Source organism: Candidatus Bathyarchaeia archaeon (assembly GCA_035935655.1).
Taxonomy (GTDB): Archaea; Thermoproteota; Bathyarchaeia; order 40CM-2-53-6; family 40CM-2-53-6; genus 40CM-2-53-6.
The window spans coordinates 196,056-210,118 of the sequence record DASYWW010000046.1; the positions used below are offsets into that span (position 1 = coordinate 196,056).

The following is a 14,063-nucleotide window of genomic DNA, read 5'->3' on the forward strand; positions in this document are numbered from 1 at the left end:
TTATTTTCTCACGCTAATCACATGCTCATGCTAACGCTCGATCAGTGTCGTCCAGAATTGCAGAGCGGCAATGGAAGCCTAGAAAACGCTCTGAGTAATGATGCGAAATGGGCTGCAGTGTTATCCAGAAACGCCAGCTACGATGGAGCATTTGTATTCGGAGTCCGCACGACCGGAATCTACTGTAGACCATCATGCCCAGCCAAACGGCCGAAAAGAGAGAATGCAGTATTCTTCGCGGGTCCTGTTGAGGCGGAACGGTCTGGTTTTCGAGCCTGTCGTCGCTGCAATCCTAAAGACGCGGCGCGTTTGTCCGGAGACAGATGGGTCTACGAGGTCTGCGCTTTTATCGACGCGAACCTTGGCAAGAGACTAACCCTCTCAACCCTTGCCGCCCAGGCAAAGCTGAGCCCATTCTACTTCCAACGGACCTTCAAGAAAGTCTTGGGAGTTTCGCCTCGTCAGTATGTTGAGGCGCGTCGTCTCGCTAAGATGAAGCGTTTTCTGAGAGATGGAGATACGGTAAACAACTCGCTCTACAACGCAGGCTTCTCTTCCCGAAGCCGAGTCTACGAAAAAATTGCGAGTGGTCTCGGCGTGAACCCTGGAGCCATTCGCCAAGGAGGGAGAGGGTTGCGGATCCAGTACACCATCGTTGCCTCACCCATAGGACGGTTGTTGATTGGAGCAACCGAGCGGGGAGTATGTGCCGTTTGCATGGGAGACTCAGACAGAACAGTCGAGATGGTACTCGCTGAAGACTATCCCGCAGCAAGTCTTCATCGCAACGATAAGGGAATGAAGGAATGGGCCGGCGCATTCTTGAGGTATCTCGCCGGCCGATCTTCTTCTCTAAGACTTCCTCTAGACGTGACAGGCACAGCGTTTCAATGGAAGGTCTGGAAGAAAATCCAGTCCATCCCATATGGTAAGACCGCCACTTACAGCGGGATTGCAGATGCGTTAGGAGCTCCTCAGGCTTCTCGTGCCGTAGCTCGAGCATGTGCCACAAACCCTGTCGCGCTAGTGATTCCCTGTCATCGCGTGATCGGCAAAGATGGAGGATTGCATGGCTATCGCTGGGGCAACGAGAGAAAGCTCGCCCTTCTCGATCTAGAAGGGAAAGCGTCGGAAAGCAAGCAAACCGATTCTTGAGCGGAATCCTAAAAGGCTCAGAACCTCATCAGCAACCTAACGGGGAAAGGCGGTTCGGCCTGGCCAATTCAGACGTCAATATGGCGGGTAAGATTTGCCTCGTTACAGGCGGGAATTCTGGGATAGGCAGGGCCACGGCTCTGGGATTGGCTAGGATGGGAGCGACCGTCGTAATTGTTTCTCGGAATAAGGAAAAGGGTGAGACCGCAGTGGCTGATATCATTGCGAAAAGTGGAAACCGGAACGTCGAAATGATACAGGCTGACATGTCATCCCAGGACTCAATCCACAATTTAGCTGACGAATTCAAGGCCCGACACGAGAAGCTCGACCTCCTGATCAACAATGCTGGAGTCTACTTGACCAAACGCACCACGACGATTGATGGTCTCGAATCGACTTTCGCGGTTAACTATCTCGGACCCTTTCTATTGACTGATCTTCTACTTGGCGTCCTGAAGGCGAGTGCTCCTTCCCGTATTGTTAATGTGACATCCGATGCTCACAATGGCGCGAATATCCACTTCGACGATCTCCAAGGTGAAAAGAGATTCTCAGGATGGCAAACGTACGGTCAGTTAAAATTGGCTATGATTCTCTTCACGCATGAGTTGGCAAAGAAACTTGAAGGCACCGGTGTTACGGTGAACAGCGCGCATCCCGGCGTTGTTCGTACCAACTTTGCAAAGAACAATGGCGGGCTTGTCATGTTAGGTTTCAGATTTCTCGGGATTTTTTTCATAAGCCCCGAAACATCTGCCAAGAGAATCCTCTACGTCGCAACGTCTCCAGCCTTGGATGGCGTGACGGGCAAATACTTCACCAAGATGCATGAGGCAAAATCTTCTCAAGAATCCTACGATGATGACTCGGCCAAACGATTGTGGCTAGTGAGCGAGCAGCTTGCTAAGTTGTCTCCCCGAGCCTAATTCCGTGCGGCCTATGCTGGCTCTCTTCCAAGAGCGGGGTGGCTTCAGGAGCCTGTAATAGATGGTTCAGGGATTGACTGGTTCTGTTCTATTTGGCCCGATCTTCTTCGAGACAATGAAGAGTCGGACGGATAAGCCGACGCTCTTTGAGAGGATACGGTCTGTTGTCTTGACAAATCCTCTTGCGATTCGATTCCTTATGTCATCGTAACTAGGTTCCCTTCCGCCGAAGACCTTGATTGTCTTGAAACCGTATTTCTCGAGAAGCTCCTTGAGTGCCCTTAATGTTACCGTGTGGACGTATTTCGTTGGCGTCTGTCTCGGGTAGAAATTTGGCATTCCGACCGTGTATTTCATAGACACCCCAATGTTCGGGGGCTGGTAACCCAGCCCGAGACTCACTCTGTTAACCCACCATCCTAGATTTGGCACAGAGAGGGCGAAGATTCCGCCAAGCCGCAGGACCCTGTTGGTTTCGCTAAGCAGACTATCGTAAGACTTGAAGTAGTTCAGGAGTCCAAAGCTGGTAGCTAGGTCTGCTGTCTGAGCCGGAAACGGTAGCGGATCCTTCTCTAGGTCCAATTGGTATGCTATGATTCCTCTGCTTCTGGCAACTTCTAGCCGTTTCTCATCCTCATCTACACCCAGCGCTTCCTGGAATCCGAGTGTTTCCTTCAGTGACTTGGCGATGAAGCCGTATCCGACTCCGAGATCGATTAATCGCTCTCGTCCTGCGAGTTGTTTGTCTATGACTGATATTAGCCTCAGGGCGAGATTCCTATCATGTTTGAAAATGAAGAGAGAAGCGCTAGATTCGATATCTTGCTCGGATGCGCCCTCGGGAAATATGGGAGGGCGATCCAACGTCACGGGATTTTCGCTGGCAAGGAATAATTTCATGTTCTCAGGACACTCGTTTCCGGCCTAGATATTCGCGGCAGCCGGTGTCCATAACAACTTCGTTAGTAGAGCAAGGCCCGAGAAGCGACCCCGTCTTTGATATCGGATATCAACGTTGCTGGGTACTCAGCCTTGATACTGAGCTCTCTGCCAGACCATGTTGCGCGGAGGCCTGTCTTTCTGAGCTGTCTCTCGTCTTCCTGTCTCATGAATTCGAGCCCAACGAACTCTACGTCTGTCAGTTCGAAGGGTCCGACTGAGGGCACTCGCATTTCCCTCTGTAGTGTTTGAGGGGTTTGTGCGCGGAGGATATTAGGTATCATGGTACAATTGTCAAAGCCTCGCGGTTTCTGGTTGCGCTCTCGGATTTTTTGAAAAACAGGTTCGAATTGGTTCAGGCGCTTTCTTTTCCAGGGTCTTTTCTTGGTCTAACTACGATCGCGACGAAGAAGAGGGCCAGCGCTGCGAAATCAATGAGTGGCCGCATAAAGTCAAGCAGCGTGGATGTTGGCAAGAGGATCTCTAGGACAGTTTTTGCGAAAAATAGTAGAAAGGCTGTTGCTACAATTAGTAGCGCGGGCTGCTTTCTCTTAGACCAAGCGTAGAGCGAGATTGTGAAAAGCACCCATGCGAAAACGCCTCTCCCCAATTCGAGTACTTCGGTCGGGTCAGTGGATGACCCGGTTGAAGAAAGTATTGGCGGTTGGAAGACTATCATCAGCTACAGTCTGCTCGGGTCATGATTTCTCCGCTACCGTGCTCCGAGGGTTATGTAATGAGGTCGGCCAACCTCTCAGCCCACTTATCCCAGATTCTTGGATGATAGCTCTTGAGAAGTGCAATAATCATCCCCGGGTCTCCCTTTACCTTGTAGAACACGAACGCGCCTTCTTTTCGGGCCTCCACGAAGCCCGCCTGGGATAGTCTCTTCATATGCCAATTAGTTGAGCTCGGCGAGATTCTGGCGAACTGGGAGAGCTCCTTCTGAGTCGCCCACGGGTTCTCCAGAAGATAGAGTATCAGGTCTCTCTCTGTCTCTTGGAAGAGGATGTTCACGATGGCGCGTTCTTCGATTCTAGGGCCTTGGTCCGCATAGTAGCGTTTGTAGAGTCCATGGCGAGCCGACACAATGATACGTTCTCTTTCTAGTCTGTACAGATGGTACTGAATGACACCCATCGCGAGGTTGAGTTCTCGTTTGATCTTTCTGAGGTGGGTGCCGGGGTTCGCTTTGATGAACTGCAGTATGCGGACCCTTTTGGAGTCCTCAATCTGTACTACCTCGGCAGCTTGCGCCTTGGCACGCTCCACGTATACAGCGAATGGGTTGAGTGAAAAATGTTTGGGATGCGCTCTAAGCGGGATGCTTCCTAGGACGGTTACCGAATAAGGAAAGGAGTGCCGGGTATCTAGTGATCGAACAAGAAAAAAGGGAATTGGGAAGGCCAGGGTATGCTATTACATTCCGCCTGTGGACTGAAATAGGGCGAAGACGTTTCCGTCCGGGTCTTTCAGAACTGCGAAGTATCCAATTGTTGGGATTTCTTGTTTTGGTGTGACCACTTGGGCGCCTAGGCTCGTGGCTTTGGCCGCGGATTCGTCTACAGATTTGACTGAGATGTAGTTGAGGAATTGCTCGGTTGGGGCGTTGCGCTTGAAGAGTCCGCCCATTGTCTCGTTTGCCGGGGCGTCTTTGTGGGCTATTAGCCAGTAGTCTTGTTCTCCCCATTTGGAGAATTTCCAGTCGAACAGTTGCTCGTAGAACTTACTTATCGTGCCGGGGTCGCTGGCGGGTATTTCGAAATGAACTAGGGTGTGGAGTTTTGGTTGAGGCCGAGTTGTGGTTGTTGCTGCTTCCATATTTGCTCGACTGGCGAGAGAGGTGATGCTTCTCTTAAACATGCCCTCCATGGGGCTAGATTATACGAAGAAGGCGATGTCCGCCTTCCTATTCTTTGTACGTTCAGTTTTCCGATTGCTGAGTGACGAACCAACAACAGCAGATCTCGAGCTGACAAAGGGGACAGGTTGTCGGGGCGCTTGAGAGTCGACACTCTTGGGGGCTACAGTTGCAGTCAGCGCAACGAATGTTGCGTTGAGGGTTCAGGCTTCTTATCACGCTAGTCCTCGTCTTCATAGCTTGGAGGGATAGATTATTTCTTTGCTTTTTTCGGTGGCAGCTTGCTGGTAGAATCTAACGATCGGGACAACCACAGACGAATGGTCGCTGGCTCATTCATCCAGGGCTTGGGGATGACTACATACTCCTTCATCGGTTTTCCTCTCATAGGCTCAAGGTATGCGGCTCCCTTCTGTTCGAGAAGTTCTTGACGGTCTTCCTCTGATAGTCTGACGAATATGTCGTTTCCAAACAGTCCCGCGAACATGTTTCCGTTTACAAACGAGGAAATGTTCCCGAATATCGGCCGAATCGTGACACGAGCATCTTCTGGCAAGAGGGATCTGAAAAACTCCTTGGACTTTTCGTCAGCACGTGGGATAATCACATGAAAGCCTCGAAATCATAAACTGCTATTCGATCGATTTCAATATGTTCAGCGCCTCTCCAACGTGCGCTGTCGCGCGGGTCTGAGACGAGAAGATATGTCTGATGATTCCTTTCTTATCGATTACAAAGCTTACGCGGCCAGCAAACAGACCGAGTGTTTTCTTGACCCCGTAGGCCTTCCTCACCGAACCGTCCACATCACTAAGCAAGATGAAAGGCAGATGATGATGCTGAGCGAAATCTCGATGAGAGTTTTGGCTGTCGGAGCTTATGCCAATCACTTCCGCACCCAGATCCTTGAATGCTTCGTAGGAGTCTCGGAAGCTGCAAGCCTCGGCCGTACAGCCGCTCGTGAAGTCTTTCGGATAGAAATAGACGACCATGTTCTTCTCTCCGAGAAAATCCGTCAAAGAAACGTAACTACCATTGCTGGTAGGTAGGCGGAAATTTGGTGCGCTATCACCAACAGCGAGCAAATTCCAAACTTCCTACACAATGTGTGGGATTGAAGAAGAAGAGGTTTTCGTTGAATATGTCTAGGAAAGAGCTAAGCGCACTTCGCAATGGCAATCGTCTCAGAGAAATTGGGCATTTCAGGGATAGCACAAGCGGGCCTGACGAAAACCCGTATTGAGGCACTGACAGACGGGATATTTGCCACAGTGATGACGGTTCTAGTTTTAGGACTCAATCTTCCTTTGGCGGGTCTGTCCGAGTCGGGAGTTGAGGGTGAGATCGTGAATCTCTTTCCACATATTCTCGCGTACGTTTTCAGTTTTGTCGTTTTGGGCGTGTATTGGATAGGCCATCACAATCAGTTTCATTACGTCAAACGGACTGACCGGGTTTTCTTGTGGGTCAACATTCTCTTCCTTCTAACCATCGGTTTCGTGCCCTTTTCGACATCGTTACTCGGGCTGTACCCTTTCTCGCCTACTGCGGTCCGAATCTATGGCGTAAATCTCACGGCAACGGGGCTGGCGCTCTATGCTGTATGGTGGTATGCGACCAGCCAGCATCGTCTAGTCGAGAAAGATCTCGACTCTCACATCGTAGGTCTAGCTCAAAGGCGAACTCTGATTGGGCCAGTGGTCTCTATTGTTGGAATTGGCTTCTCCTTTCTTGACACTCGAATAAGTCTAGTACTCTACCTGCTTCTCATTCCGTTCTTTATCCGACCAAGCCACATCGACATTCATTTCAGAGGAGGCTCCCACGACTAGCCTGGGACTAGTTCCTCTACTTCACAATCTCAAGCTGTCGCATGAGGCCAAGCCATCTTCCTCGATCCATTCCTCAACAGCTTTACCATGGCTGAAGCGTATGATGCTGATTCCCGAGATCTTGAACTTCCTACCCGTTGCTGGAATGCCCATCAGGTCGCCTCCATGGGTGCCTTGTATGGCAAAACGAGTGACTACTCGTTCATCCTCCTGCATCTGATCTTCGATAGTGATGTGCAAGTCTGGAAAGGCCAATCGAAATACCTCCAGGGTATTTTTGAAACTCTCCATACCGTGGACCTCGCTGGTCGGGAGTAGAGGGTCATGCAAGATCATATCTGTAGTTAGGATCTCGTCCAGCTTGTCGAATCTTGTTTCGTTGATTATCTCTTCATAGAATCGTCGGACCAGCATTTTCTCATTGGAGATCATCTCGATCGAGTAAAGGAATATCGTGCGGCTTATTGAGTCGTTCAGACAAGATGAGAAGGACGGTTTGGTTCTGCGTGTTATGTGGTAATGTCCTTAAAGCACGATTTCAATTCCCGCGAATGTAAACTCTTGGGAAATGAAGTGATTGGCTAGCCGTGACGTTCCTTCCATGGTTGAAGCCCAAGCTGTCTGGAAGGTCTACCAGACAGGTTCGTTGAAGGTTGAGGCTCTTCGGGGTCTTGACCTTAAGGTTCGAAAGGGCGAAATGGTTGCTGTAATGGGTCCCTCGGGCTGTGGTAAGACCACACTTCTCAACTGCCTCTCGGGACTCGACGACATCACCAAGGGCAAAGTCTCTATCGAGGGCGTTGACCTTGCGACTATGTCTGATGATCAAAAGTCAGGGTTTAGGGCTCGAAGGATGGGGTTCATCTTTCAAGCGTACAATCTTCTCCCTGTGCTAAACGCTCAGGAGAATGTCGAGCTTCCGTTGCTCCTCGCCGGGGTTTCAGAGTCCAATGCTCACAGAGAGGCCTCGAGTGCCTTGAAAATGGTTGGGCTAGAAGAGTGGCGGCTTCACAAGCCTAGCGAGCTTAGCGGTGGGCAACAGCAACGCGTAACCATTGCTCGTGCGCTAGTTAACAAGCCTGCGATAGTGTGGGGAGATGAGCCAACGGGGAATTTGGACTCGGAAAATTCCGCTGAGGTCGTCAAATTGTTGAGGAGTTTGAACCGGGACTATGGACTGACCTTCGTGATAGTTACACACGATCCTCAAATCGCCAAGGAGACTGACAGAATAGTCTCAATGAGGAACGGGCAGATAGAGAAAGAAACTGCAACTGGAACAACGTCCTGAAGATAGAGGCGGTCAGCCGACGACAGAATCTAGGGTCCATGGGAGAGGCTTCCTCCACGCCCTGATTATCTTCCTCTCGATAATCGCCCTCGGAGAGCTGTACGCCCTATCTCTGAACTACCAAAACAACTTCTTCCTCCGCCAGTTTGTCTCCGAGAACCAGACCCGGCTTCTAGTCCAGACTACTGGACTTTTGGTCTTGGGAGTTGGCGCCTCTTTCCTGTTCTATCTGTTCTCTCGGGCCAAGTCCACTAGCAGAGCGGGACGATATTCGAGGAGGGTGCTCTCCTTCTCTCCATTTATCGCCGGACTGGCTGCATTGCTCCTATGGTTCGCCGGTCTCAGTAGCGTTGTCGGCGGCTCGACGATTAACCTTGAGATCTACATCGTAGTCGTGCTTGTGCTGATCTCCGTGGGCATGATGCTTCGGGATCGGCTTACGTTCAGAATGGCACTGCGAAATTTTGTCCGTCGAAAAACCAGCATGGCGATAGTCATTCTCGGACTAATGATCGGGACAGCAATGATCTCGGGCTCACTTGTAACCCAGGACACTTTCACGGAGTTGTTTACGCGAGGAGCGTACTACGGGTATGGTTTCGCGGACGAGGTCATTTACGCCTTTAACATCACTGGCGCTGGATATCAATATTTTCCAGCAAGCATCTCTCAGAGTCTCTCTTCTCAACTAGCTAGTAATGCCCAAGCCAGCCAATTCCTCATAGGATCTACTCCGGAGATTCTCGACACGGTCGGCCTAAGTGACTTGAACTCAGGAAACGTCCAATCTCCAGCGACGCTAATCGGCACTTTCTCTAACGCATCACAGAATCTCGGCGACTTCCATTCATCCAGTGGATCCGTTATCTCTTCCACTTTCCGGGATACTGAAGCTGTTATCAACGATAAGACTGCGCGAGACCTGAACGCGACTATCGGCGACTCAATCGCAGTATACTCTGGTCTTCGAGCAACCCTCAAGCTCGTTGGAATCGCCGTGTCTGATGCTAGAGGCTCTTTTTCTGGAAACGACAATATTTTTGTCACAATGAATGTCGCCCAACAACTCACTAACCATCCCGGATCCGTCAACTACATAGCAATCACGAACACGGGTGGACTAAGAGACTCAATTCAACACAGCCAAGTCGTCGGTCTCGCTGCAAATCAGACCTTGAACTCGATCACCAATCCTCCCGCCGCCTACAAATGCAAGACAGACCCCTCACAGCCCGCTGGTCCCACTGCAACACTCTGCGCTTATTCCGAGAAACAAGCTGCCGTAAACAGCGCTACAACTAGCGCCCAAAGCCTGAGCAGTTTCCTGATAGTCTTGAGTACTTTCGTAATAGTTGCAGGTATTGTCCTCATTGTGAACATCTTCGTCATGTTGGCTGAAGAGCGCAAGTCGGAGATGGGAATGTCTCGCGCCGTCGGTATGAGAAGGGGACAGCTGACCAAGATGTTTCTCTTTGAGGGAAGTCTCTACTCGGCCGGTGCCGCCTTCGTCGGGGTTTTCGTCGGGATAGCGATAGCCTATGTCATAGTCTACGTTTTCGCGATCATTATCGCAAGATTCTTCCCGGTCAACCTTTCACAAGTACTTGCGAGTTTCACCTTTACTCCCGGAAGCCTTTTCACGGCTTTCACTGAAGGACTAGTCATCACCTACGTGACAATCCTCTTTACTTCGTGGCGAGTTAGCAAGCTGAATATCATACGAGCGATTCGTAATATTCCTGAACCACCGCGTGGAGTGAGGACGTACACAGTCCTTTCGATCGCGGGAATCGTCGCGATTATCATTGGGGCGTTTGTTTTCGAGGCATCTTACGCAGCCAAGTCCGCCGCGGAGGCTCTGGTCGGCCCCAGCATCGTAATTTTCGGAGCAGGGCTCATTCTCTCACGGTTCTTGCGCAATCGCTACGCGTTCACAATTACCGGCATCGCGTTGCTCATCCAGTGGGGTGTACCCAGTCTATCCTGGAACAACCCCCTGATTCAAAAGTACAATTTCGGCGTTGAGATCTACTTCGCTGGAGGAATCCTCATGGTCCTTGGAGGAGTCCTACTAGTCATGTACAACACAGATGTAGCCTTGAAGATCTTGCACGGCTTCTATCGCCGGAGAAAGACTTTGATTCCGATATTCAGAACTGCTCTCGCTTACCCAGAGAACAAGAGGTTCAGAACAGCAGCCACTGTCGCGATGTTCTCTCTGGTACTGTTCACAGTGGCCGCCATCGCCTCTCTCACTGCAGAACAGAATGCCGCCCTGGACACCCTAGTAAAGACGGACTCTGGGGGATACGATATCATCACTGAATCCAGTGTTCCAATCCCGAACTTTGCCTCGATGGTTCGGAACAACACGGCTCTCCAGAACAAAGTCGCCGCGGTAATTGATTTCAACAATACGATTCTTCTCTCCGCGAACGATACCACTTCCGGTCAGCACTTCACTTATCCCGTTCTCCTCGGGGCGGACCAGAATGCTTCAACTGCGACGAACTTCTACCTGACTAACACGTTCCAAGTGGTGAATATGACGGCTCAGTACAAGACTCCTAGCGAGGTATGGAGGGCGGTCATGACCAACTCCTCAAACGTCGTGTGGTCATCTGGCGCGGTGAGCAACCGCGGGCCTCCGACTTCGATACCGACCCCTAATGTCGGAGACGTGCTCGTTCTTACTGGTAGTCTGGGTCCCGGGACGATTCCGGTCCAGAAGAGCGTCACTGTCGTCGCGCTAGTCAACGGCGTATTCCTCAACGGAATCGTGGGAACGAAAACACTGCTGATGAATCCGTTTAAGATCGGTACGGGTGGTCTCTCCTTCATCAAGGTCGCAAACGGTGCAGACCCTACTAGCGTAGCTGGTCTATTACGAAAGGAATTCTTGAATTTGAAATTGCAGACCGTTGTCATTCCCGTTGTCTTGAGCGCTTTTCTTCAGATTGGACAATCCTTTGAAGGCTTGCTTGAGGGATTCCTTGGGCTGGGACTTGTGGTTGGTATCGCGGGCTTGGGAATAATATCCATACGGTCGGTTGCGGAGAGGAGGCAGGAGATCGGCATACTTCGCGCTCTGGGCTTCAGAAGGAGAATGGTTCTCGCTGTCTTCGTATTAGAGAACAGCTACATTTCACTTCTAGGAATACTGATCGGAATTCTCTTGGGAATTGATGTGGGCTACGCTTTCGCCGCGAGTCCGAACTCAGGCCTTACCTTTGTTGTTCCCTGGCAACAAATCTTGGAGATTGTCGGCCTAGCCTACGCGCTCTCTATGCTGGCAACGATCGGCTCAGCTCGGAGGGCCGCGAGAATACCTCCTGCTGAGGCTATTCGCTACTCAGAGTAGTTTCGGTTCTACTTTCCCCTAGTCCTCTTCGTCGTCTCACTGGCAGCTTCTTTCAATAATCTGTTGGTGCTCTCGGTGCTCCCTCCGAGCCTTAGAGTTTGTTCGTGTTGATCGGATAGTCGTTTTGTCGCCTCGATAAGGTCAGTCCGTCTTGTTTGCTCCGCATTTGCGGACAATTGGTTCATCGTCTTGGTTGCTTCTTTCAGCTGTCCAGCCGCAAGGTGCTGGTAGTATTCCTCCAGTCCTTGGTAGTATGTGAATTCTGAGACGAGGTTGTTGTTGATGCCTTCTGAGAACTGTTCGTCGTTTTTCGCGAGTTTGACCTCAACTGGGGCGCCGATATTTTTCTTTTTGTCGTCGATCGAGTCAGAGTAGGAGATTTGGATGTTGAGGAGTCGTCCGTTGAACCCGGCGGGAATCTGGACTCGGCCCCAGATCTTTGCAACTGTTTCTATCGCGTTGATAGCAACGGGTGGTCCTTTGTAATTGAGAATCTTGACATCGGGAGTTCCAAAGTCGACGGTAATGTTTCTGGCACCGACTTCGTTCACTGCGCTCTCCTGCATGAGGCTGGGGAGCTTGAGTTTCTGGGCGTCCGTGATGTTGTGGAGCATTCCGCCCGATGCGTCTGCGAGAGCTTTCAGTATTGACTGGTTGTAGTCTGCGCCGATTCCGAATTCGATCATCTGGAATCCGGTCGGCATCTTCAGCTTCGAGTATTGCTCGGGTTTGGTAACGTCAGTGGGTTCGCCGTCCGTGAGGAGTACAATCCATCCTGGGAGACGGCTCTTTTGTGCTATTTCGAACGCTGATTGCAGCGCTGCGTACAGAGCAGTCAATCCTGACGCTCTAATCTTGGGAAGAACCTCAGAGAGTTTGGTTTCAGGGTATGCTTGGACCGTGCTGGAGAAAAGGACGACCGAAACTACGTTTCCTGAGGGGATGCTCTTCACGTATTCCTGTGCGCCGTTCTTTGCCAGCTCGATTTTCTGGCCGTCCATCGATTTGCTGGTGTCGAGTACTATTATGTGGTGGAATCCCTTCGCTTCTGTCCGTCTCTCGGCAACCAGTGTAATCTTGAATATTGCATCAATCTTGGAGTCGAACGAGTATGAGTGGCTGAGTTCCGTTCTTGCCGACAGTGTCATAGTCTGACCTGCTCCATCTTGTCCCCATCGAGAACCAATACGCCTGCTGACCCTCCATGGTATTTGCTGGAAAATATCGTGATAACCTTGCCATTAAGGTCCTCTCTGAATCCGTCAACGACCTCATGACCTCGAATGATTCCTTTCAACGAGTTGTTAGCCAGAAATTTTTCCGTCACATCGCTTCCGTAGTAGTATGCTCCATCCCCTCGTACGCTCGGTATGAAGCCCTCTATCATGTCCCTAGGGTCGTTCCAGAGTAATTGGAAGGCAGTAGGGTCGTCAGGGTTCAGGTCGGGGAATGGTAGATCTGCGATCTGAGACACGGTGTCAAGAGTTGTGGCTATTCCACCGTGAAGACAGAGATAGTTGTTCACGACTACGGCGTATGGCATGGCTTGGAAGAACTCTTTGAAACCATCATAGCTGGCCTCTCCTAACTTCTCTGTAACCTCTTCAAGAAAGCCGTAGTAGGGGTTCGTCAAGGGACTCTCATGATTTCCCCGCAACATGATGACCTTGCCCGGGTCCTCGAGAAACTTTGAGGCGATAAGTCCCAGGTTTTCGACACCGGTCTCTCCCCTGTCAACATAGTCGCCCAGGAAGACGACCAGGTCAGCATCGCCGTAGAACTTGTCGAATACGGTTTGTGTAACATCGATTGCTGTATGCGTGTCTCCGACGAAGATGACTCTGTTTACATCTCTGGGCTCAAGGAGTGGTTTTCCCATCTTCTCCTTCGCCTCGTTGATGAGCTGGGGAGTGTCCAGGGCTTCAATCATTCACTGGTGAGCCTCACGATAGTGCCGGTACCGAACTTTACTATGCTGTTCGGTTTAACCTCGACGCTATCATGGACTTGCTGGAAGTCCTTTCCGTTGTAGAGGTATGTGCCGTTCTTGCTGTTCAGATCCTTCAGCATTAGTTTGGACCCATCTATGGTGAGTTCTGCATGTTTTCTTGAGACTTCTTGGTCAGGGATGACGACTACGTTCTCTGGGCTTCGTCCGATGCTGACAACGGGGAAGTCATCGAACTCGATTGGCACCTTTGACTTGATTAGGGACTGTGCGGGAGTGTTCACGAAAACCATGTAGTATCGTCCCTGACCGACTCTCGGCGTGGCGGTCGATTGGGTAAAGGAGGCGAAGGGGGTAGGGGTTGGCTGGAAGGGGGTGATTTCAGGTTCTGGTAGCGGCGGCTCTGAATTTTTCTCACTCGTATCGAAGGAAAATATTGGCGGTTCTGGCGGTGTTTCTTCCACATCAGTCTTCTCTGCTTCTGGGGCTTCCAATGGTTCCGGTTCTTCGGGTTCTTCTGGTCCTCGTTCTTCTAATGATTCTGCTGCTTTTGGTGTCGCTGTGTCTCCAGCTCTAGCTCCGCCGCATGATATGCATGATTGTTTAGAGTCCGGATTGTCGGCCCCGCAAGCTGAACACGTCCAGATTAGAGTCTCCACAGACTCCGCATCGAGATCAGGATCTTTTTGCTTCGCCTTACGTTTGATAGATGGACGCTTCATGGTTGCACTCTTCGGTTTTAGCGCG

At 50.9% G+C, this 14,063-nt stretch carries 16 protein-coding genes; 5 read left to right on the top strand and 11 right to left on the bottom strand.

Annotated features, from left to right (window positions below):
- Nucleotides 1-27 precede the first annotated feature (27 nt).
- Entirely contained in the window at nt 28-1,155 is a 1,128-nt protein-coding gene (gene ada / locus VGS11_10015; GenBank protein ID HEV2120422.1) for a bifunctional DNA-binding transcriptional regulator/O6-methylguanine-DNA methyltransferase Ada, read from the top strand.
- 80 nt (nt 1,156-1,235) lie between these two features.
- On the top strand, nt 1,236-2,084 hold the full coding sequence (locus VGS11_10020; GenBank protein ID HEV2120423.1) for an SDR family oxidoreductase: 849 nt from the start codon (nt 1,236-1,238) through the stop codon (nt 2,082-2,084).
- Nucleotides 2,085-2,150: 66 nt separating this feature from the next.
- Here VGS11_10020 and VGS11_10025 read toward each other — a convergent pair whose 3' ends face one another.
- The 7 genes from VGS11_10025 to VGS11_10055 form a co-directional block, all read right to left on the bottom strand.
- Nucleotides 2,151-2,984 (bottom strand): class I SAM-dependent methyltransferase, encoded by an 834-nt coding sequence (locus VGS11_10025; GenBank protein ID HEV2120424.1) that lies wholly within the window; start codon nt 2,982-2,984, stop codon nt 2,151-2,153.
- Between the two features lie 62 nt (nt 2,985-3,046).
- Nucleotides 3,047-3,256, bottom strand: a complete 210-nt coding sequence (locus tag VGS11_10030; GenBank protein ID HEV2120425.1) for a hypothetical protein — start codon at nt 3,254-3,256, stop codon at nt 3,047-3,049.
- 122 nt (nt 3,257-3,378) lie between these two features.
- Nucleotides 3,379-3,702 (bottom strand): hypothetical protein, encoded by a 324-nt coding sequence (locus VGS11_10035; protein HEV2120426.1) that lies wholly within the window; start codon nt 3,700-3,702, stop codon nt 3,379-3,381.
- A 50-nt stretch (nt 3,703-3,752) separates the two neighbouring features.
- Nucleotides 3,753-4,295, bottom strand: coding sequence for a winged helix-turn-helix transcriptional regulator (locus VGS11_10040; GenBank protein HEV2120427.1), 543 nt, complete (start codon nt 4,293-4,295; stop codon nt 3,753-3,755).
- Between the two features lie 147 nt (nt 4,296-4,442).
- Nucleotides 4,443-4,895, bottom strand: coding sequence for a VOC family protein (locus tag VGS11_10045; protein HEV2120428.1), 453 nt, complete (start codon nt 4,893-4,895; stop codon nt 4,443-4,445).
- Between the two features lie 242 nt (nt 4,896-5,137).
- Entirely contained in the window at nt 5,138-5,440 is a 303-nt protein-coding gene (locus VGS11_10050; GenBank protein HEV2120429.1) for a TfoX/Sxy family protein, read from the bottom strand.
- A gap of 76 nt (nt 5,441-5,516) precedes the next feature.
- Nucleotides 5,517-5,969 carry a peroxiredoxin gene (locus VGS11_10055; protein ID HEV2120430.1) on the bottom strand — a complete coding sequence of 151 codons (453 nt, stop codon included), beginning with the start codon at nt 5,967-5,969 and terminating at the stop codon, nt 5,517-5,519.
- A gap of 87 nt (nt 5,970-6,056) precedes the next feature.
- On the opposite strand from VGS11_10055, the gene VGS11_10060 reads away from it, so the two are divergent.
- Nucleotides 6,057-6,716 carry a TMEM175 family protein gene (locus tag VGS11_10060; GenBank protein ID HEV2120431.1) on the top strand — a complete coding sequence of 220 codons (660 nt, stop codon included), beginning with the start codon at nt 6,057-6,059 and terminating at the stop codon, nt 6,714-6,716.
- Between the two features lie 21 nt (nt 6,717-6,737).
- Here the strand turns inward: VGS11_10060 and VGS11_10065 are convergent, their stop codons facing one another.
- Nucleotides 6,738-7,148 carry an ester cyclase gene (locus tag VGS11_10065; protein ID HEV2120432.1) on the bottom strand — a complete coding sequence of 137 codons (411 nt, stop codon included), beginning with the start codon at nt 7,146-7,148 and terminating at the stop codon, nt 6,738-6,740.
- A 145-nt stretch (nt 7,149-7,293) separates the two neighbouring features.
- Between VGS11_10065 and VGS11_10070 the strand changes: the two genes are divergently transcribed.
- The gene (locus VGS11_10070) at nt 7,294-8,007 is read left to right on the top strand and encodes an ABC transporter ATP-binding protein (protein HEV2120433.1); all 714 of its coding nucleotides are present in this window, start codon (nt 7,294-7,296) and stop codon (nt 8,005-8,007) included.
- A gap of 199 nt (nt 8,008-8,206) precedes the next feature.
- On the top strand, nt 8,207-11,368 hold the full coding sequence (locus tag VGS11_10075) for an FtsX-like permease family protein (GenBank protein ID HEV2120434.1): 3,162 nt from the start codon (nt 8,207-8,209) through the stop codon (nt 11,366-11,368).
- An 8-nt stretch (nt 11,369-11,376) separates the two neighbouring features.
- Here the strand turns inward: VGS11_10075 and VGS11_10080 are convergent, their stop codons facing one another.
- Genes VGS11_10080 through VGS11_10090 form a run of 3 tightly spaced genes read right to left on the bottom strand, consistent with a single transcriptional unit; the run spans nt 11,377 to nt 14,038 of the window.
- Nucleotides 11,377-12,516: a VWA domain-containing protein gene (locus VGS11_10080; GenBank protein HEV2120435.1), complete on the bottom strand. Its 1,140-nt coding sequence runs from the start codon at nt 12,514-12,516 to the stop codon at nt 11,377-11,379.
- Complete coding sequence (locus VGS11_10085) at nt 12,513-13,247, bottom strand: metallophosphoesterase (GenBank protein HEV2120436.1); 735 nt, start codon at nt 13,245-13,247, stop codon at nt 12,513-12,515. Before VGS11_10085 ends, VGS11_10080 begins: the two co-directional genes overlap by 4 nt.
- Before the next feature lie 47 nt (nt 13,248-13,294).
- Nucleotides 13,295-14,038: an FHA domain-containing protein gene (locus tag VGS11_10090; protein HEV2120437.1), complete on the bottom strand. Its 744-nt coding sequence runs from the start codon at nt 14,036-14,038 to the stop codon at nt 13,295-13,297.
- Nucleotides 14,039-14,063: the final 25 nt, after the last annotated feature.